Annotated in this window: 15 protein-coding genes, 1 pseudogene and 1 riboswitch; of the genes and pseudogenes, 12 read left to right on the top strand and 4 right to left on the bottom strand. The window is 37.0% G+C overall.

The window, feature by feature from the left end; translation table 11 throughout:
- The first annotated feature begins 10 nt into the window (after window positions 1–10).
- The 8 genes from gatA to ACUN28_RS27620 all read left to right on the top strand — a co-directional run bounded on the left by gatA (window position 11) and on the right by ACUN28_RS27620 (window position 9,989).
- Window positions 11–1,468 (top strand): Asp-tRNA(Asn)/Glu-tRNA(Gln) amidotransferase subunit GatA, encoded by a 1,458-nt coding sequence (gene gatA / locus ACUN28_RS27655; RefSeq protein WP_016089534.1) that lies wholly within the window; start codon window positions 11–13, stop codon window positions 1,466–1,468.
- 14 nt (window positions 1,469–1,482) lie between these two features.
- The gene (gatB, locus tag ACUN28_RS27650) at window positions 1,483–2,910 is read left to right on the top strand and encodes an Asp-tRNA(Asn)/Glu-tRNA(Gln) amidotransferase subunit GatB (protein WP_001047687.1); all 1,428 of its coding nucleotides are present in this window, start codon (window positions 1,483–1,485) and stop codon (window positions 2,908–2,910) included.
- Window positions 2,911–3,382: 472 nt separating this feature from the next.
- The gene (locus ACUN28_RS27645; protein WP_000977669.1) at window positions 3,383–4,288 is read left to right on the top strand and encodes a diacylglycerol kinase; all 906 of its coding nucleotides are present in this window, start codon (window positions 3,383–3,385) and stop codon (window positions 4,286–4,288) included.
- 137 nt (window positions 4,289–4,425) lie between these two features.
- The gene (locus tag ACUN28_RS27640) at window positions 4,426–5,172 is read left to right on the top strand and encodes an HAD family hydrolase (protein ID WP_016089533.1); all 747 of its coding nucleotides are present in this window, start codon (window positions 4,426–4,428) and stop codon (window positions 5,170–5,172) included.
- Window positions 5,173–5,326: 154 nt separating this feature from the next.
- Window positions 5,327–6,691, top strand: coding sequence for a 4-aminobutyrate--2-oxoglutarate transaminase (gabT, locus tag ACUN28_RS27635; protein ID WP_033660245.1), 1,365 nt, complete (start codon window positions 5,327–5,329; stop codon window positions 6,689–6,691).
- Window positions 6,692–6,806: 115 nt separating this feature from the next.
- On the top strand, window positions 6,807–8,174 hold the full coding sequence (locus ACUN28_RS27630) for a sigma-54 interaction domain-containing protein (RefSeq protein ID WP_016089531.1): 1,368 nt from the start codon (window positions 6,807–6,809) through the stop codon (window positions 8,172–8,174).
- Window positions 8,167–9,618 (top strand): NADP-dependent succinate-semialdehyde dehydrogenase, encoded by a 1,452-nt coding sequence (gene gabD, locus ACUN28_RS27625; RefSeq protein ID WP_016089530.1) that lies wholly within the window; start codon window positions 8,167–8,169, stop codon window positions 9,616–9,618. Before ACUN28_RS27630 ends, gabD begins: the two co-directional genes overlap by 8 nt.
- Window positions 9,619–9,665: 47 nt before the next feature.
- Window positions 9,666–9,989, top strand: coding sequence for a DMT family transporter (locus ACUN28_RS27620; protein WP_016089529.1), 324 nt, complete (start codon window positions 9,666–9,668; stop codon window positions 9,987–9,989).
- Window positions 9,990–10,030: 41 nt separating this feature from the next.
- Here ACUN28_RS27620 and ACUN28_RS27615 read toward each other — a convergent pair whose 3' ends face one another.
- The 3 genes from ACUN28_RS27615 to ACUN28_RS27605 form a co-directional block, all read right to left on the bottom strand.
- On the bottom strand, window positions 10,031–11,260 hold the full coding sequence (locus ACUN28_RS27615; RefSeq protein WP_016089528.1) for an aminopeptidase: 1,230 nt from the start codon (window positions 11,258–11,260) through the stop codon (window positions 10,031–10,033).
- Between the two features lie 116 nt (window positions 11,261–11,376).
- Window positions 11,377–12,459 carry a polysaccharide deacetylase family protein gene (locus tag ACUN28_RS27610; RefSeq protein WP_016089527.1) on the bottom strand — a complete coding sequence of 361 codons (1,083 nt, stop codon included), beginning with the start codon at window positions 12,457–12,459 and terminating at the stop codon, window positions 11,377–11,379.
- A 156-nt stretch (window positions 12,460–12,615) separates the two neighbouring features.
- The gene (locus ACUN28_RS27605) at window positions 12,616–13,719 is read right to left on the bottom strand and encodes a polysaccharide deacetylase family protein (protein WP_016089526.1); all 1,104 of its coding nucleotides are present in this window, start codon (window positions 13,717–13,719) and stop codon (window positions 12,616–12,618) included.
- Between the two features lie 152 nt (window positions 13,720–13,871).
- Here ACUN28_RS27605 and ACUN28_RS27600 point away from each other — a divergent pair, with 152 nt between their 5' ends.
- A complete protein-coding gene (locus ACUN28_RS27600; protein WP_255290085.1) occupies window positions 13,872–14,000 on the top strand; it encodes a hypothetical protein in 129 nt (42 codons plus the stop codon).
- Here the strand turns inward: ACUN28_RS27600 and ACUN28_RS27595 are convergent.
- On the bottom strand, window positions 13,997–15,193 hold the full coding sequence (locus ACUN28_RS27595) for a NupC/NupG family nucleoside CNT transporter (protein ID WP_016089525.1): 1,197 nt from the start codon (window positions 15,191–15,193) through the stop codon (window positions 13,997–13,999). The genes ACUN28_RS27600 and ACUN28_RS27595 overlap by 4 nt on opposite strands.
- Window positions 15,194–15,395: 202 nt before the next feature.
- Window positions 15,396–15,497, bottom strand: a riboswitch (purine riboswitch).
- 121 nt (window positions 15,498–15,618) lie between these two features.
- On the opposite strand from ACUN28_RS27595, the gene rlmD reads away from it, so the two are divergent.
- From rlmD to ACUN28_RS27580, 3 genes and pseudogenes are all read left to right on the top strand, one after another.
- Window positions 15,619–16,995: a 23S rRNA (uracil(1939)-C(5))-methyltransferase RlmD gene (rlmD, locus tag ACUN28_RS27590; protein ID WP_016089524.1), complete on the top strand. Its 1,377-nt coding sequence runs from the start codon at window positions 15,619–15,621 to the stop codon at window positions 16,993–16,995.
- 160 nt (window positions 16,996–17,155) lie between these two features.
- Window positions 17,156–18,145: a tRNA dihydrouridine synthase gene (locus ACUN28_RS27585; protein WP_016089523.1), complete on the top strand. Its 990-nt coding sequence runs from the start codon at window positions 17,156–17,158 to the stop codon at window positions 18,143–18,145.
- A 179-nt stretch (window positions 18,146–18,324) separates the two neighbouring features.
- Window positions 18,325–20,336 (top strand): annotated as a pseudogene (locus tag ACUN28_RS27580) (GAF domain-containing sensor histidine kinase).
- The last annotated feature ends 45 nt before the right edge of the window (window positions 20,337–20,381 follow it).

Here is a 20,381-nt window from a genome sequence, read left to right as displayed (position 1 = left end):
GGGAATTTCGATGTCATTATTTGATCATTCAGTATCAGAGTTACATAAGAAGTTAAACAACAAAGAAATTTCCGTTACGGATTTAGTAGAAGAATCTTACAAACGTATTGCGGATGTTGAAGATAACGTAAAAGCTTTTCTTACATTAGATGAAGAAAACGCACGCGCGAAAGCGAAAGAATTAGACGCGAAAATTGGTGCGGAAGATAATGGTTTATTATTCGGTATGCCAATTGGTGTAAAAGATAACATTGTAACTAACGGTCTTCGTACTACTTGTGCGAGCAAAATGTTAGCAAACTTCGATCCAATTTATGATGCGACAGTTGTGCAAAAGCTAAAAGCTGCTGACACAATTACAATCGGTAAGTTAAACATGGACGAGTTCGCAATGGGTTCTTCAAATGAAAACTCAGGTTTCTACGCTACGAAAAATCCATGGAACTTAGATTACGTTCCAGGCGGATCTAGTGGTGGTTCTGCAGCAGCTGTAGCAGCAGGAGAAGTATTATTCTCTCTAGGTTCTGATACGGGTGGTTCTATCCGTCAACCAGCTGCATATTGCGGTGTTGTAGGTTTAAAACCAACTTACGGACGCGTATCTCGTTACGGATTAGTAGCATTCGCATCTTCACTTGACCAAATCGGACCGATTACACGTACAGTAGAAGATAATGCATACTTATTACAAGCTATTTCAGGTATTGACCGTATGGATGCAACTTCTGCAAACGTTGAAGTAGGAAACTACTTAGCTGGTTTAACAGGCGACGTTAAAGGTTTACGCATTGCTGTACCGAAAGAATACTTAGGAGAAGGTGTTGGCGAAGAAGCTCGTGAGTCAGTACTAGCTGCTTTAAAAGTATTAGAAGGTATGGGCGCAACTTGGGAGGAAGTATCTCTTCCACACTCTAAATACGCTCTAGCAACGTATTACTTACTATCTTCTTCTGAAGCATCTGCTAACCTTTCACGCTTTGATGGCGTACGTTACGGGGTTCGTTCTGATAATGTAAATAATTTATTAGACCTTTACAAAAACACACGTAGCGAAGGTTTTGGTGATGAAGTAAAACGTCGTATTATGCTTGGTACATTTGCACTTAGCTCTGGTTACTATGATGCATACTACAAGAAAGCACAACAAGTACGTACATTAATTAAAAACGACTTTGAAAATGTATTTGCTAACTATGATGTTATTATTGGACCAACAACGCCAACTCCGGCATTTAAAGTGGGCGAAAAAGTTGATGATCCAATGACAATGTATGCAAACGACATTTTAACAATCCCAGTAAACTTAGCTGGTGTTCCAGCGATTTCTGTTCCATGTGGATTTGGTGCTAACAACATGCCACTTGGTCTACAAATCATTGGTAAACACTTCGATGAAACGACAATTTACCGCGTTGCACATGCATTTGAGCAAGCAACAGACTATCATACAAAAAAAGCAAGTCTGTAAGGAGGCGAGCATAGATGAATTTAGAAACAATTATTGGTTTAGAGGTTCACGTTGAGTTAAAAACAAATTCGAAAATTTTCTCTGCGAGTCCAACAGAATTCGGAGCGGAGCCAAATACACAAACAAGTGTAATTGACTTAGGATACCCAGGGGTACTTCCTACTTTAAATAAAGAAGCAGTTAACTTTGCAATGAAAGCTGCAATGGCATTAAACTGTGAAATCGCAACGGAAACGAAGTTCGACCGTAAAAACTATTTCTACCCAGATAATCCGAAAGCTTACCAAATTTCTCAATTTGATAAGCCAATTGGTGAAAATGGTTGGATTGAAATCGAAGTAGATGGTAAAAAGAAACGTATCGGTATTACACGTCTTCATTTAGAAGAAGATGCTGGTAAATCAACGCATACAGCTGATGGTTCATTAGTAGATTACAATCGTCAAGGTATGCCTTTAATCGAGATCGTATCTGAGCCAGATATGCGTACTCCGGAAGAAGCATATGCATACTTAGAGAAGTTAAAATCAATCATTCAATACACTGGCGTATCTGATTGTAAGATGGAAGAAGGTTCTCTTCGTTGTGATGCGAATATTTCACTTCGTCCTGTTGGACAAGAGAAATTCGGTACAAAAGCAGAACTGAAAAACTTAAACTCTTTCACTTACGTGCAAAAAGGTCTTGAGCATGAGCAAGTGCGCCAAGAAAAAGAATTATTATCTGGTGGTATCATCCAACAAGAAACACGTCGTTATGATGAAGCAACGAAGAAAACAATCTTAATGCGTGTGAAAGAAGGATCTGACGATTACCGTTACTTCCCAGAGCCAGACTTAGTTGAACTTTACATCGATGATGAGTGGAAAGAAGAAATTCGTGCTTCGATTCCAGAACTTCCAGATGCACGTAAAGCTCGCTACGTTGCAGAAATTGGCTTACCTGCTTATGATGCACACGTATTAACATTAACGAAAGAAATGTCTGATTTCTTTGAAGCTGCAATTGCAGACGGTGCTGATGCGAAATTAACATCAAACTGGTTAATGGGTGAAGTGCTTGCATACTTAAACAAACAACAAAAAGAATTAAAAGACGTTGCACTAACGCCTGCTGGTCTATCTAAAATGGTTCAATTAATTGAAAAAGGTACAATTTCTTCTAAAATCGCGAAGAAAGTATTTAACGAATTAATTGAAAAAGGTGGAGACCCAGAAGAAATCGTTAAAGCAAAAGGTCTTGTTCAAATTTCTGACGAAGGTACACTTCGTAAGGTTGTAACAGAAATTCTTGATAATAATGAGCAATCTATCGAAGACTTTAAAAACGGTAAAGACCGTGCAATTGGCTTCTTAGTTGGTCAAATTATGAAAGCTACAAAAGGACAAGCAAATCCACCGCTTGTTAACAAAATCTTACTTGAAGAGATTAATAAGCGATAAAATAGTAGTAACTTTTAAAGATTAAGCAGAAAAACACCCGTACATGGGTGTTTTTCTAGGTTAATCAAACGTTTGTTTAAATGAGACAAAATCGTTTAAACAAACGTTTGATTAACTGTCAAAAGTGGAAAAATGTTTGTATAGCAACTATGGTATGATAGTTGCAAAAAGGTGGGAATAATGATAAATCTAGACATAGAGGTTTTTTTTCATCTCATGAAATAATAGATAATTATTATTCGTTATATGTAAATTGTTGTGAGGAAATAGATAGACATAAATTTTTTGTCAAATAAAACAAAACCATTGAAATGAATATTTACTTTTGATGGACTACACGAATCGGGTTCTTACTGCCTGTTTGAGCGGGATAAAAGAAGGATAGGAAGATGAGAGGAGGTAGGCATAGGAATACTGAATAGAAGTTCGGTATGTTCTTTTTGATATATAAAGAAATTTCCTGTGCTAATAAATGATGAAACGAGCAAGAATTATTTATAATCCTACTTCTGGGCGCGAGCTATTTAAGAAGAGCTTACCGGAAGTATTACAAAAATTAGAACAAGCTGGATATGAAGCGTCTTGTCATGCGACAACTGGTCCTGGAGATGCGACTGTGGCAGCTAGGCAAGCTGCGGATCGTAAGTTTGATGTTGTTATCGCAGCTGGTGGTGATGGTACATTAAATGAAGTGGTGAACGGTTTAGTAGGACATGAACATCGTCCAAAGTTTGGAATTATTCCAGTTGGAACGACAAATGATTTTGCGCGTGCGATCGGTGTACCTCGTGCTATTGAAGAGGCTGCGGATATTATTTGTGAAGGAAAAACAGTTCCGTTAGATCTTGGTAGAGCAAATGATACATATTTCATTAATATCGCTGGTGGCGGCCGTATCACAGAATTAACATATGAAGTACCAAGTAAGCTAAAGACAGTATTAGGACAACTTGCTTATTATTTAAAAGGTATTGAAATGTTACCGTCATTACATCCAACATATGTTGAAATTGAGTATGATGGAAAATTACTACAAGAAGAAATTACGATGTTTTTAATTACGAATACTCGTTCAGTGGGCGGCTTTGAAAAAGTAGCACCATATGCATCGATTAATGATGGTTTATTTGATTTATTAGTACTGAAAAAAGGTTCTATCGCTGACTTAATTAAAGCAGCAACACAAGCGCAGCGTGGTGAACATATTAACAATCCAAAAGTGTTATACACACAAGCAAATCGAATTAAAGTGCATTCACCAGATAAACTAATGATTAACTTAGATGGTGAATACGGTGGAGATGCACCGATGGAATTCGAAAATATATATCATTGTCTTGAACTATTTGTTCCTGAACAACAAGAGGATGCCCTGTAAAGGCATCCTTTTTATTATATAGAGGAATTGTAAATTGGAAGTTAGTTTGATTTTTATGGTATTTTTACAATTCGTTTATTTTATATCCATACTTTATTGATACACTGGAGGAGATAAGAAACGAGAGGTAGGATGCTATGGAGAAGGTAAAAGCAATACTATTTGATAAAGATGGGACATTAATGGATTTTCATTCAATTTGGATAAAAGTAGCTGAAGAACTTGTGGCGGAATGTATCAATTTATATCAACTGCCAAGGTCAATGCAGCCTACTTTACTAAAAGAAATCGGCGTGGATGGGGTGTTTGTGAATCCTCGTAGCGCAATAGCGGCAGGAACAAGCCTTGATGTTGCAAAGGGACTTTGCAAGTATATTACGTCATCTATGGAAGAGGAGATGCATGAGTGGGTAAGTGAAAAGTTATTTTCTCTTATGTATGAACACCGTTCCTATATGAAAATGACAACGGATTTACCGAGAATTTTACAAGGTTTAAAGGATAGAGGATTTATTTTAGGTGTTGTTACAGCCGATGATTTTGCACCGACAGAATTGTTTTTAAAACAGTATCAATTAGAGTCTTTTTTTGATTATGTTGTAGCTTCAGATACGTTTCCGGCACAAAAACCAGATAAAAGAATTATAGAATCTTTTTGTGAGAAGTTTCATTTAAAAGCATGTGAAGTAGCCGTCGTTGGAGATACACCAACTGATTTATATTTAGCGAGAAATGGCGGCGATTGCTATGCGATTGGAGTACTATCTGGTACAGGAGATCGTCAAACGTTAGAACCACTTGCTGATTTAGTAGTACAATCTGTTGGGGAGTTTATTTCTCATTCGGGTGAGTTCATTTGGAAACAAGGAAAGTCTAATGTGTAAGGAAAATAAGTCTATAAGGACTCTTGATGAGTCTTTATAGACTTATTTTTTATGTCGACATAGAAGGCATGTAGGATGAATGCTGGAAAAGAATATTGGCATACATTTTGCAATGAAAAGAGAAAACAATGTAAAGAAAAGGATGGGGTACGTAATGAACACAAAAAAATTTGCTAAAGTAAATGAACAAATTCCTGGACCGAAAGCAGCGTCTTTATTAGAACGCCGCCAAAATATAGTACCAAAAGGGGTAAGTAACGGCATCCTAACGTTTGTACAATCTGCAAATGGTGCTCTTGTAACAGATGTTGATGGCAATCAGTACATTGATTTCGCGGGAGCAATCGGAACAATTAACGTAGGACATTGTCATCCAGCTGTTAAAGAAGCGCTCCATAAACAAGTAGATCAATACATTCATACTGGATTTAATGTCATGATGTATGAGCCATATATTGAATTAGCAGAAAAACTTGCGGCATTAGCGCCAGGAAGTTTTGATAAGCAAGTACTATTTTTAAATAGTGGTGCAGAAGCGGTTGAAAATGCGGTGAAAATCGCTCGTAAATATACAAAAAGACCTGGTATTATCGCATTTTCTAAAGGGTTCCATGGGCGTACATTAATGACAATGACGATGACAAGTAAAGTAAAGCCATATAAATTTGGATTTGGCCCATTCGCTCCAGAGGTATATAAAGCGCCGTTTCCGTACGAATATCGCCGTCCAGAAGGATTAACGGAAGAGCAGTACGATGACTTTATGATTGAAGAGTTTAAGAATTTCTTCATATCAGAAGTAGCACCAGAAACAATTGCAGCTGTTGTAATGGAACCTGTTCAAGGGGAAGGTGGATTTATCGTTCCAAGTAAGAAGTTTGTTCAAGAAGTACGCAATATTTGTTCAGAACACGGCATCTTATTTGTAGCGGATGAAATTCAAACAGGATTTAGCCGTACAGGAAAATACTTTGCCATTGATCATTATGATGTCGTTCCAGATTTAATTACGGTATCTAAATCATTAGGCGCTGGTGTACCAATTAGTGGTGTTATTGGGCGCAAGGAAATTATGAATGAATCTGCGCCGGGAGAGCTTGGTGGAACGTATGCAGGAAGCCCACTAGGATGTGCGGCAGCGTTAGCAGTACTTGATGTAATAGAAAGAGAGAATTTAAATGATAGAGCGATAGAATTAGGAAAAGTCGTAATGAACCGATTCGAAGAGATGAAAAATAAATATAATTGCATCGGTGATGTGCGTGGTTTAGGAGCGATGTGTGCATTTGAGCTCGTTCAAGATCGGAAGACGAAAGCACCTGATAAAACGTTAACAGCTAATTTGTGCGCAGAAGCAAACAAACGCGGATTACTTCTACTATCAGCAGGGACATATGGTAATGTTATTCGTGTGTTAATGCCATTAGTTATTACAGATGAGCAACTTGAAGAAGGATTAACAATAATTGAAGAATCACTGCAAGTCTGTTATGAGAAAGCAAATACTGCTCGTGTTTAAAAGCTAAATAATAAATCGCAAACATTCTAGCTGACTCTATATAAAATGCAGAAAATTCACTTTATAATAAAGGTAGTGAAGTGAATCGATGGATTGGAAGTTAGGGGTGGCTAGGATGGTTGGAGAAAAGGAACGAGTGTTAATGGATTTACAAGATGTATTTGAATATGCGTTTGACGAAATTTTTGTGACTGATGAAAAGGGAATCGTTGTGCGTGTAAATAGTACATGTGAAAGGCATTATCAACTAGGTGCTAAAGAGTTAGTAGGTAAGCATGTGAAAGAATTGCAGAAGGATGGTATCTTTTATCCATCGGCAACGTTAGAAGTAATTGAAAAAAAGAGACCGATTGAACTCGTTCAAACGACAAAATCAGGAGAGTATTTACACGTTCGTACAAGGCCTGTTTTTGATAATGCGGGAAATTTAAGAAGAGTAATTAGTTATTCTCGTGATCTTACAGAACTCTACCAATTACGTCAAAAGGTAGAGGAAATGGATAATCAGTTAAAAACATATAAAAAAGAATTAAGAGAAACATATGAACATGAAGGACTTATTTTTAAAAGTATCGCTATGCAAAAAATAGTCGAGACAATCAAGAAAGTATCCGTGGTAGATAGTACAGTTCTCGTTTTAGGTGAGACAGGAGTAGGGAAGAGTCGATTAGTACGTCATTTACATGAAGTGAGTAACAGGAAGAATGAAAGTTTCTATGAAATTAATTGTGCGGCATTGCCAACGAATTTAATTGAATCAGAGCTTTTTGGATACTCAGGTGGATCTTTTACAGGTGCGAATCGTGAAGGGAAAAAGGGACTATTAGAATCAGCGCATAGAGGAACTCTTTTCTTAGATGAAATTGGCGAAATGCCGCTCGAAATTCAAGCGAAGCTTTTGCAAGTGTTGCAAGAAAAAACGTTTCGCCCTATAGGCGGAAGAGAATTAAAAAAGGTGGACGTTAGAATTGTAGCGGCAACAAATCGAGATTTAAGTATGATGGTGAAACAAGGAACATTCCGGAAAGATTTATATTATCGTCTGAATGTCATTCCAATTTTAATTCCGCCACTTCGGGAAAGAGCAGAAGATATTTTGCCGCTCATTTATCATTATTTACAGCACTTTAACGAGAAATATGGCCGGAATGTAAAATTAGCACCTAGTACATTACAAATGTTTGTTGGTTACCCATGGGAAGGAAATAATAGAGAAATTGAAAATGTGATTGAGCGAATTGTTATAACTGCTGATGATATCGTTACGATAGAAGATTTGCCAATAGCGATGCAAGAATCAACGGTTGAACAGTCCGGCCAAAGTCTCTATAAAATGTTAGAAGAAGTGGAACGTAATATTATTTTGAAAGCATATAAAACATATGGATCGAGTTATAAAGTAGCGGAGTTTTTAAAAATAAGTCAATCTGCTGCCACGAGGAAAATAAAGAAACTTATAGAGGAGGAAGAGAACATTGGATAAAAAAGCGACGTTTGTAAATGTAGAGAAAAAGGCGATGTATATAAATGGTGAGTGGATTACATTGCAAGAACAAATCGAAGTAAATAATCCAGCAACGAAGGAAATATTTGCGACGGTACCAAAGGGCGGGGTAACAGAGGCAAAGCAAGCTGTTGATGCTGCACATGAAGCTTTTCAATCATGGTCTAAGTTAACAGCAGCAGACCGTGCAACGAAATTAAAAAAATGGTTCACACTTATCGATGAAAATAAAGAAGAGATTGCAGCGATCATGACGAGAGAACAAGGAAAGCCGTTTCTAGAAGCGCTTGGTGAAGTAAATTATGCAAATAGCTTTGTTGAATGGTATGCAGAAGAAGGAAAACGCGTATATGGTGAAATGATTCCGGCTTCTCATCCAAATAAACGTATTTTAGTTATGAAGCAACCAGTTGGAGTGATGGCAGCTATTACACCTTGGAACTTCCCGGCTGCTATGATTACGAGAAAGGTAGCCCCGGCACTTGCAGCAGGATGTACAGCGGTTGTAAAACCTGCAAGTCAAACGCCGTTAACTGCGTTAAAATTAGCTGAATTAGCCCATGAAGCGGACATTCCTAAAGGTGTAATAAACATTGTAACAGGTAGTGCGAAAGCAATTGCTGATACGTGGATGGAAGATGGACGTGTTCGAAAAGTTTCCTTTACAGGATCAACGGAAATTGGGAAAGAATTAATGGCTAGTGCTGCACAAACGATGAAAAAAGTTTCACTTGAGTTAGGTGGTCACGCACCGTTTATTGTTATGAATGATGCGGATTTAGATAAAGCGGTAGAAGCGGTAATTGGTTCGAAATTCCGTAATGCAGGACAAACGTGTATATGTACAAACCGAGTATTTGTTCAGGAAGAAGTGTATGAAGTGTTTGTAGAGAAGTTCCAAAAGGCAGTAGGGCAGTTGAAAGTAGGAGACGGTTTCGGTGACGGAACGACTGTAGGACCACTTATTGACGAGAATGCAGTTTCGAAAGTACAAGAACATATCGAAGATGCTATTCAAAAGGGTGGAACAGTTTTATATGGTGGCCAAAAGGTTGCAGAGCTAGACGGACACTTTATGCAACCAACTGTAATTGGGTTGGCGAATGATACGATGCTTTGTATGAATGAAGAAACATTTGGTCCAGTTGCACCTGTTGCGAAATTTAAAACGGTTGAAGAAGTAATTGAGCGTGCGAACAATACGCCATACGGTTTAGCTGCATATATTTTTACGAAGGATATTAGCCAAGCATTCCAAATTAGCGAAGCGTTAGAGTACGGAATTATCGGTTTAAATGATGGACTTCCATCGGTTGCACAAGCGCCGTTCGGTGGCTTTAAAGAAAGCGGTATTGGCCGTGAAGGAGGCCATTTCGGTATCGAGGAATATTTAGAAATTAAATATATTTCATTAGGACTATAAGTAGTATACTAGAATCTCTATAAGGTAACAGAGAAGGAGACTCTAGTATGATATATTGGCTATTATTACTCGTAACAATTGTTTTTGAAGTAGCTGGAACAATTGCGATGAAATTATCAAACGGTTTAACAAAGCTCGTTCCAAGTGTACTTATTTTCGTATTTTATGGAATTTGTTTCAGCGTATTTGCAATCGTTGTCAAAAAAATTCATTTAAGTATCGCTTATGCCATTTGGTCTGGTGTAGGAACATTACTTATTACAATCATTAGCGTGTATTTTTTTAAAGAGCACATTAGCTTATTCCAAGCATTTTGTATTCTTTTTATTGTTTTAGGAGTAATTGGACTTAAGGTTTCATCGGCATCATAAAAGGCTATCTTCCGGTGCGGGAGATAGCCTTTTGCTTTTTATTAAAATGCCCAGTTACCTTTACGGAAGATTGGTTCATGTCTTCCGTCATCTGTAATACCATCGATATCAAGCTCAGCTGATCCGATCATGAAGTCGTTGTGTGTAATACTAGTATTTGCTCCGTTTTCAGCAAGTTCTTCTTTAGACATTGTTTTTCCGCCAACTAAGTTGAATGCATAAGCACTTCCGATTGCAAGATGGCAAGATGCGTTTTCGTCAAATAGCGTATTGTAGAATAAAATATTTGTGTTTGAAATTGGTGAGTCATGAGGTACTAAAGCCACTTCTCCTAAGAAGTGAGAACCTTCATCTGTTTCTACTAAATGTTTTAAAGCCTCTTCACCAGTTTCAGCTTTATAGTCTACGATACGTCCGTTTTCAAATGTTAACGTGAAGTTATCGATAATGTTACCTGCAAATGCTAACGGTTTTGTACTAGATACTTGGCCGTTTACACCTGTTTTAAGCGGCATTGTAAATACTTCTTCAGTTGGAATGTTCGCCATAAATGGTACGTTCTTTTCATTTAAGCTACCAGCACCAGCCCATACATGTTTTTCTGGAAGTTCGATTGTTAAATCTGTTCCAGGACCCGTATAGTGAAGAGCTTTATAATGTTTTTCGTTTAAGTAATCAACTTTTGTATGTAACGTTTCATCGTGTTCTTTCCATGCTTCTACAGGATTTTCTAAATCAGCGCGAGTCGCTTTAAAGATAGCATCCCATAGTTTTGCTTCTTGTTCTTCTGGTGCAACGTCAGGGAATACTTTCGCAGCCCATTCTTTCGTAGGAACAGAAATGACACACCAGCTTACTTTATCAGCTTGTACGTAATCACGATATACTTTCATTGCTTCACCGGCTACTTTATGAGCAGCTGCAATACGCGTTGAATCTACACCTTTTAATAAATCAGGATTTTCTGCATAAATAGACATAAATGCAGCGCCTTCTTTTGCTAATTCTTCACGAGCGTGTGCTTTCCAAGAAGGGAATTCAGAGAATGCTTCTTCAGGAGCTAGATCGAACTTTAAGCGTGTTAACGTTTCATCATTCCAATCAACATATACGTGTTTTGCACCAGATTTATATGCTTTCTCTGTAACGAGGCGTACAAATTGTACAGCTTCAAGAGGTGCACTAATTGATAATGTTTGTCCTGGTTGAATATTAACACCAACATTGACTGCAAGAGCAGCATATTTCTCTAACGTTTGTTCAAATGACATATGTATAATCTCCTTTAATTTGAAAGATTTCTTACTATATATAATACAAGAAAATTCAAAAAATATATATAAATATAGCGTAAAAAGAGAGCTCAAAATATATTGAGCTCTGATCGTTATTTAATCGAAGAAGCAAATTGTTCTACTGTCGTCGTATTGTGTATGCGAACACGCTTCATTTTTAACAGCTCATCGGGTTCACCTTTCGTAATGAACTTTCCGGGCTTTGTTGTCGTCGCAAATTGATAATACTTCTTCGTTTCTGCAACGACTTTATCATCTACATGACCGAATGGATAAGCAACTGCGATAACAGGCTTACCTGTTATTTTTTCTAGCTTTTCTTTCGATTCCTTTAATTCTTCTTCATAGTTTGTAATCTTCGGTAAGTCTGCATGTGTTGCAGTATGAGATTGCATGGAGAAAATACCCGAATCAACCATTTCTTTTATGTCGGATGTAGAAAGAGATCCGTCAGCATCGACATTATTAACAATCATATATTCTGTTGCTGTTGGTTTAAACGTATCGTCTTTTAGCTTTTGCAAAATATGAAATGCATTCATATTATTTTTCATACCGTCATCAAATGTAACAAAGATAGGTTTATTCACCTTATTAATATCGCCCCAGCGTTCAAAAGTTAGTAATGTATAGCCGTTTTCCTTTAAATATTTCATTTGGGCTTCAAAGTTAGCGGGTGATACGAATAAATCTTTAATGCCTTGTCCGTGATAATCATCGAGTGCATGGTACATAAGAACGGGAACCTTTTGTTCGAAAGTAATAGCAGCTTTTGTGAGTGGAATGATTTTCCCATCTTCTTTCATTCCTATTGCTTCAATTTGGAACTCACCGCGTTTTCCTTCAAATTCTTTTATATCAAAAGGAAGTGTAAATTGTTTCTCCTTTTCTTTAGAAGAAAAAGATTTAGCACTTTCCTTCCCATCAGCTGTGCGCCAAATTTTATATTGTACCTCACTTAAAGTATCCTTTATATCTGTCATATGAATAGTAGTGTTTGTAGATTCGTGTGTAATTGGATGATAAGAAATTTTACCTTGTTCTTGTACGGTCACTTCTTGTTTCTTAGTCTCTTGAACCTTTTTCTCTTTTTTAGGTTCAGGACTTACATTGCTACTGTTACAGCCAGCTAAAATGGCAGACGTACATAAAGCGATTGCTGCGTATTTTCTCATAAAATCACCTTCTATTGTGTATTATGTTGCATACGTATTTAAAATCCCCACCGCTGTAAGAGAGGTGGGGACATACCCTTGTTCAGCATATCATTTTTAATTATGAGATAGGTTAGTGCCTTTCGATAGAAATATTCTTTCGTCTTTTAGTAAAGTTTACTTTATAAGAGATATGAATTTTTCCATAGATGTATTAGGCCCTACAAAATGGCGTTTAATTAAGTACTGTTCGTTTGGCATCCCTTTTGTAATGTGATTACCATGATCAGTAGTTACTGCGAATTCATAATGTTTTTTTGTTTCTTCAACAGCTGGATCATTATAAGAACCTACTGGATAGGCGAGAGCAATGACTTTTTTACCAGTAAGGGCTTCGATTTTTTCTTTCGAACTACGTAATTCCTCATCATAATTACTTGAATGAGCCATCATCGTATGATTAGCAGTATGCGATTGAATAGAAAAAATGCCTGAATCCATCATTTGTTTTATCTCATCTGTTGATAGACGATTTGGTTTGTCTATCTCATTTGCAGTAAGAAATTCAGTAGCAGTAGGTTGGAATCTATCATCCTTTAATTTTTGTAAAATATGAAGAGCATTCATATTATTTTTTCGACCATCATCCATCGTTACAAAAATAGGTTTATTTACACGATTTATATCATTCCAACGTTCAAACGTAAGCATCGTATAACCGTTATCTTTCAAATATTGCATATGCTTTTCGAATTGCTCAGGTGGTACGTATAAGCCGTAATCCCCATCACTTGGTCCAGGGTATTTTTCAATCGCATGGTACATTAATACGGGTACATGTTGCTGGAATGTAATTTTAGATGTTACTAGATTTGTTTCAGTATGATCTTCTTTGATTCCTACTGTTTCAATTTGAAATTCGCCACGTTTTAAATGAAATGATTTTAAATGTAGTGGGAGGGCAAAGTCACGATCTTTTTCTTGTGAAGTAAAAGTTTGTTTGCTTTCAGGACCATCAGCAGTACGCCAAATATTGTAACGTACTTGTTTGAATGAATCCCTTAAATCTTTGGTATAAAGCGTGGTGTTTTGTGCGTTATATTCATACGGATCCCATGTAATAACTCCTTGTGTTAAAGGAATTTCAACTGCTTTCGCTTTTTTCTGTTCAACTGTTTGTTTCGCCGTTGCTTCTTTTATTTGTTTATCACTAGAGCTACTAGTGTTACAACCTACGAGAATAGCAGAAGAAAGTAAAGCGATATATGTATACTTTTTCATTCTATCATCCTTCTATTGTGTTTTAATTATCATCACTTATGTCATGAAACCATCGTTCTTATAAGTGACAATAATTCAAATTTTTGGTTTTAAAAATTTGAATTATACCCTTGTCCATCATATCACTATAGAATATATAGGGGAATACACTTTTGGAATATTTCGGAAAAAATACCTTATTTTTTTCTGGTGAGATTTACATAAAAATACATTTAGAAGATGAAAAAACTCCACCTAAACTTCCTTTAGAAAAAGGAGAAGTAAGGTGGAGTTTTTATTAAATAAACAATCCAGCAATTGTCGCAGATAAAATAGAAGCAAGTGTTGATGCAAATAGCATTTTCCAACCAAATTTTGATACGACGCTTCCTTGTTTTTCAGAAAGGGCACGGATTGTACCAACGATCGCACCAATTTGGCTAATACTTGCGAAGCTAATTAAGAATACTGTAACGATTCCGACTGTACGTGGAGATAATGTTGATGCAACACCTTTTAAATCAAGGATTGCTACAAATTCGTTTAAAACAATCTTTGTACCCATAATACCACCAGCTGGGATAATATCTTGAGTCGGAATACCCATTAAGAATGCGAATGGAGCAAGTATATAACCGAAGATTTGTTGTAAAGTAACAGCATATCCCATTGCACCTGAAGCTGCGCTAATTACGTAGTTTACAACTTCCATCACACCGATGAAGGCGATCATTAATGCAGCAACGATACCAGCTACTTTTAAACCATCAAGCGCACCGTTAATCATTGCGCCGATAAAGCTGTCTCCGAATAAAGTTCTATCAAATTTTTGAATCACTTCATCTTCTTTCTTCGTATCAACGGGTGTTAATAACGAACAAACGATTAAGCTTGAGAATAAGTTTAATGGAAGAGCTGCTAGTACATATTTCGCATCTAACATCATTACGTATGATGCTGTAACAGAAGCAGAAACGGAGCTCATCGCAGAACAACAAATGATAAACATACGATTTTTGTTAAAATGCTGTAAATCATTTTTAATAACGATTAACGCTTCACTTGAACCGAAGAATACAGAGTTTACTGCGTGGAATGACTCGACGCGTGGTAAACCGGTAATTTTTGAAATTGCACCGCCGACAACGCGGACGATGAATGGTAAAACACCTAAATAACTAAAGATAGAAAGTAATGCTGAGAAAAATACGATAATTAATAATACATTTAAGAAAAAGACAAAATCTCTTTGAATTCCATTAAAGAGAAAATCGACACCTGTCGTACCAAGTTTAATTAGTTTGTTGAAAACTTTACTAATGAAGATGATAATTTGTTGACCAATTTTTGTGCCAAACATAAACCAACCGATTAAAATTTGGAAACCAATCATAATAGCAATTGCACGGAAGTTGATTTTACTTTTGTTGTTTGACAAAGCAAAGCATAAACCTAAAACGACAAGAATACCGATAATGCTCATTACATATTGCATGTAGTTGCCCCTTTCAGAAGTTCGTATAAAGTTTGTACATAAAACGCTCGTTATATTACTAAAAATAAAACAAAGAGGTTTTATGTCATACGTAAGATGTCTGACCTTTTAGAAAAATAAAAATAAAAAAAGACCCATATGGATTCACTTTCATCTATGAGAGAAAGCTAATCAATATGAGTCCTTTTTTGCACATAGGCTAATATTCATTAGTTTTCCCCATAGTCCAGCAATTTAAGGTTGCCGGGTAGAAACTCTCGATCCATATTATCGAGTATATATGAGGTAACATCGTCCGTATTAAATTAGTAGTAGCGTAACATTAACAGAGAACTATCGTCAATAGCTTTTTTTCTTCCGATAGAAATAGACCGTATAAGTATGATAAAATGTAACGCAGTGTTATGAAAAAGAGAGGTCGGAAAATGAGTACAAAAATGACGCCACCAGTTGAAAAAAACGAATTTATAGATGTAGTGTTTGAAGATTTAACACATGATGGTGCCGGTGTTGCGAAAGTAAAAGGCTATCCTATTTTCGTTAAAAACGGATTACCAGGTGAAGAAGCACAAATTAAAATTATTAAAGTGAAGAAAAACTTCGCATTCGGTCGTTTAATGAAGCTTCATACAGAGAGCCCATATCGTAAAGATGCAGAATGCCCAGTGTACAATCAGTGCGGCGGTTGTCAGCTTCAGCACTTAACATATGAAGGACAATTACAAGCGAAAGAAAAACAAGTACGCGACGTTATGCAACGCATCGGAGGACTAGGTGATGTTCCTGTTCATCCTGTACTTGGCATGAAAAACCCGTGGGTATACCGCAATAAAGCACAAGTACCAATCGGAGAACGTGAAGGCGGACTTGTAGCTGGTTTCTATCGCCAAGGAACGCATGACATCATTAATATGGAATCTTGCTTAATTCAGGCTGAAGAAAACGATACATTAATTCAAGAAGTGAAACGTATTTGTGAGAAGCACGGTATTTCGGCATACAACGAAGAGCGTAATAAAGGAACACTTCGTCACGTAATGGCTCGTTACGGACAAGTAACAGGGGAAATCATGCTTGTCTTCATTACTCGTACAGCAGAATTACCAAACAAAAAAGCAATCATTGAAGAAATTGCTGCGAAATTCCCAGAAGTAAAATCGATTGTTCAAAACGTAAACACGAAACGTACAAACGTAATCTTCGGAGACACAACGACAGTACTGTACGGATCAGAATACATTTATGACTTTATCGGTGACATTAAATTTGCAATTTCAGCACGTTCATTCTATCAAGTAAACCCAGAACAAACGAAAGTGTTATACGATAAAACGTTAGAATATGCAAAACTAGATGGCAACGAAACAGTAATTGATGCCTATTGTGGAATTGGATCAATTTCCCTATTCCTAGCGCAAAAAGCGAAAAAAGTGTACGGCGTTGAAATCGTCCCAGAAGCAATCGAAGACGCAAACCGAAATGCAGCACTAAACAACATGACAAACGCTGAGTTTGGCGTAGGAGAAGCAGAAGTAGTCATTCCAAAATGGTACAAAGAAGGCATAATCGCCGATACAATGGTCGTAGATCCACCGCGTAAAGGTTGTGATGATGCACTACTAAACACAATCATCGACATGAAACCAAAACGCGTCGTATACGTATCATGTAACCCAGCAACATTAGCACGTGACTTAAAAGTACTAGAAGAAGGCGGATATAAAACGCAGGAAGTACAGCCTGTTGATATGTTCCCGCATACGACTCATGTTGAGTGTGTAGCTTGGCTTAAGTTGGTATAATAGAAAAGCAGTTGATATAGGAGAATCTATACCATCTGCTTTTTGGTTTACAAAAATACCATTTATAAGCGATTTTAGTTAAAATAAATATTGCTGATTTTCACAAATTATAAATTGAGAGTTTGAAATTGTATTCATAGTGAGAGGATTTGAATTTGAAATGATAGATAATTTTTGGCGTGATTTACCACGACCATTTTTCGTACTTGCACCAATGGAAGATGTGACAGACGTTGTTTTTCGTCACGTAGTAAGTGAAGCTGGTAGCCCAGACGTATTCTTCACAGAGTTCACAAACTCGGATAGCTATTGTCATCCAGAAGGTATGAAAAGTGTACGTGGCCGTTTAATTTTCAAAGAAGATGAGCAACCGATCGTGGCACATATTTGGGGAGATAACCCTGAATACTTCCGCCAAATGAGTATTGGTGTGGCAGAGCTAGGATTTAAAGGTATCGATATTAATATGGGATGCCCTGTACCGAACGTTGCATCAAGAGGAAAAGGGAGTGGCCTTATTCTACGTCCAGACGTTGCGGCAGAACTTATCCAAGCAGCAAAAGCGGGCGGACTACCTGTCAGCGTAAAAACACGACTTGGCTTTAAAGAGTTAAGCGAGTGGGAAGATTGGTTAACGCACATTTTCAAACAAGATATTGCAAACCTTTCTATTCACTTACGTACAAGAGAAGAAATGAGCCAAGTAGATGCGCACTGGGAACTAATTCCGGAAATAAAAAAATTACGTGACCGCATTGCACCAAATACGCTAATAACAATCAATGGAGACATCCTTGATCGTAAAATGGGGCTGGAACTTGCTGAAAAATACGGTATTGATGGCGTAATGATTGGACGAGGCATCTTTAAAAATCCATTTGCTTTTGAAAAAGAGCCAAGAGAGCATAGCAGTAAAGAACACCTTGATCTTTTAAGACTACAACTTGATCTTCAAGATCAATATGCAGAAGTACTACCACGCTCCATCACAGGGCTTCACCGTTTCTTCAAAATTTATGTGAAAGGCTTCCCTGGAGCTGCTGAATTGAGAAATCAATTGATGAGCACGAAGTCGACGGATGAAGTGCGTGCATTACTTGATAAGTTTGAGGCGAGTGTTAATAAAGATGGGGGTAGTGAAACAGTGTAACTTTTGAAAGTTACACTGTTTCATTTTAATTAAGGTGAACCGTATTATAAGTAAGGGCGGTATTCTATGTCGAACAAGGGTAAGAAAAGAATACAGGAGAAAATCGAAAATGGTTGGTCTTGATTTTCAATGATAGTATCATGTTTATTTTATTATGCCTATAATTGGAGGCCATGTGAATGTTAAGTGATCAGGCGAGATATTCTAGGCTCGCGAATATAACAAAAATCATAAATACAAAATTAGAACTACGTGAAGTATTGCAGCGTGTAACAATGGCTATATCAGAGGAGTTAAGTGCAACGCTGTTGGAATTTATTTACCCCAGGAAGATGGAACATTTAGAGGGTTTGCAGGAAAACCAGAGACAATAAATGGCGTAACGCTCGATACTCAGGTAATCGATCCTGAAATAGACTTACTAGCAAAAGAAGTTATTGAAACAAAAAAAACCATTTATATCCCTGATACATCAAAGGATGATCGGCCGGATTCGAGACCAGTTGCTGCGTTCAAAATTAAGTCCTTATTAGCTCTACCTATCTCATTTGGGCAAGAGTTATTTGGTCTGGTTTTTTTATTTGATTATGGAGTTCCAATGAACTTAACAAATTCAGAAATTCAAAGTGTTGAAGCTTATGTAAATATGGCCGCGGTCGCAATTCAAAACGCAAATAATTTAACTCAAAAGGAAAACCTTATTGCCGAGAAGCAGCTGTTACTAAATGTTACCCGTGATTTATCAATGTGTTCCTCGATACAGGAGAGTTTTGATAAATGTTTTCTTTACTTAGGACAGATTTTAGAGAGTAAAAACATGGCTGCCCACCTTTTAGACCCGCTAGACAAAACCACGATTAAAACAACGAAGTTAAGCAAGGACTGTGATTGGACAGAAGCGGATTGGATGGAGAAAAGCTATGAAGCGAAGATCCAAGAGGTTATTCAAACAAAAAAAATAGATTGTAAGGGTCTACTGATGATTCCATTGGTTTCAATGGGAGAAGTATTAGGGGTAATCGTCGTTGGCAAAGAGGGAAAAGCTCACAATTATGATAATTCCCAAATGCAACTGGCAAAATCTATCGTTGATGCCACAGCGCCTACATTTTCCAACTTGTTATATATGGATCGACTTGAAAGCATGGTGGAAGAGCGAACGAGAGAACTGGCTGTTGCTAATGAAAAAGTTACAAGTGTGATTGAAAGTATTACGGATGGATTTTTTACTTTGAATAATACATGGGCATTTACGTACGTAAATAAGCATCAATATTTTCCACAAAGAAAAACAGCAAAAGATGTATTAGGCAAGAATATATGGGGGATTTTCCCGAGTAGCGTTGACGAAGTTATGTATAAGGAACTTCATCGTGCAATGTCAGAGCGAACTACAGTTTGTTTCGAATTTTTTTCTACCTCTGATGAATATTGGCACGAAGTTATTGCATACCCGTATGATGATGGTATTTGTTGTATTTTTAAAAACATAACGGAAAAAAAGCAATATGAGCAGGAATTGAAAAGGTTATCGAACCTAGATTTAATAGGGCAAATGGCAGCAGGCATCAGCCATGAGATTAGAAATCCAATGACAACAGTACGAGGATTTTTGCAGTTATTAAAAGAAGAGCCAACCTATGAGAAACATAATAAGCACTTTAATTTAATGATTGAAGAACTTGACCGTGCCAATTCTATTATTACTGAATTTCTCTCAATGGGTAATACAAAGAAATCAGATTTGCAGATGTTAGATTTAAATTCAATTATCCGCGATATTATTCCTTTAATAAAGATTGATACGTATAATCAAAATAAATATATTCAAGTCGATACAAATGACATTCCGGAATTACTTTTAAATCGTAATGAGATACGGCAATTATTAATAAACCTATATCGTAATGGCTTAGAAGCGATGGGCACAGAAAAAGCTCTAACCATTAGCACCTACAAAGAAGGTCGAAATTGTGTGGTGCTTGCAGTGCGGGATCAAGGAGAAGGTATCAGGCCTGAAGTATTAGAGAAACTGGGTACTCCATTTTACACGACAAAAGATAATGGAACTGGATTGGGGCTAGGCATATGTTATGCCATTGCTGCCCGTCATAATGCAAAAATAGAAATTCAAACAGGATCGGAAGGCACGACCTTTTTTGTTAAATTTAATTATGAAAATAATGAATAATAACCTCATTTAGATTAGTTACGGTGAACTGTACCACAAATAAAA

Source organism: Bacillus sp. WC2507 (assembly GCF_052656125.1).
Note: the sequence above shows the minus strand (reverse complement) of the source record. Positions and strands in the feature narration are given on the sequence as shown.

What these genes read in the sequence shown, in the direction of transcription:
- gatB (WP_001047687.1), top strand. Translation starts at nt 1,483, where the DNA reads ATGAATTTAGAAACAATTATTGGTTTAGAGGTTCACGTTGAGTTAAAA.
- ACUN28_RS27620 (WP_016089529.1), top strand. Translation starts at nt 9,666, where the DNA reads ATGATATATTGGCTATTATTACTCGTAACAATTGTTTTTGAAGTAGCT.
- rlmD (WP_016089524.1), top strand. Translation starts at nt 15,619, where the DNA reads ATGAGTACAAAAATGACGCCACCAGTTGAAAAAAACGAATTTATAGAT.
- ACUN28_RS27645 (WP_000977669.1), top strand. Translation starts at nt 3,383, where the DNA reads ATGATGAAACGAGCAAGAATTATTTATAATCCTACTTCTGGGCGCGAG.
- ACUN28_RS27615 (WP_016089528.1), bottom strand. Translation starts at nt 11,260, where the DNA reads ATGTCATTTGAACAAACGTTAGAGAAATATGCTGCTCTTGCAGTCAAT.
- gatA (WP_016089534.1), top strand. Translation starts at nt 11, where the DNA reads ATGTCATTATTTGATCATTCAGTATCAGAGTTACATAAGAAGTTAAAC.
- ACUN28_RS27595 (WP_016089525.1), bottom strand. Translation starts at nt 15,193, where the DNA reads ATGCAATATGTAATGAGCATTATCGGTATTCTTGTCGTTTTAGGTTTA.
- ACUN28_RS27610 (WP_016089527.1), bottom strand. Translation starts at nt 12,459, where the DNA reads ATGAGAAAATACGCAGCAATCGCTTTATGTACGTCTGCCATTTTAGCT.
- ACUN28_RS27630 (WP_016089531.1), top strand. Translation starts at nt 6,807, where the DNA reads ATGGTTGGAGAAAAGGAACGAGTGTTAATGGATTTACAAGATGTATTT.
- ACUN28_RS27605 (WP_016089526.1), bottom strand. Translation starts at nt 13,719, where the DNA reads ATGAAAAAGTATACATATATCGCTTTACTTTCTTCTGCTATTCTCGTA.
- ACUN28_RS27585 (WP_016089523.1), top strand. Translation starts at nt 17,156, where the DNA reads ATGATAGATAATTTTTGGCGTGATTTACCACGACCATTTTTCGTACTT.
- ACUN28_RS27640 (WP_016089533.1), top strand. Translation starts at nt 4,426, where the DNA reads ATGGAGAAGGTAAAAGCAATACTATTTGATAAAGATGGGACATTAATG.
- gabT (WP_033660245.1), top strand. Translation starts at nt 5,327, where the DNA reads ATGAACACAAAAAAATTTGCTAAAGTAAATGAACAAATTCCTGGACCG.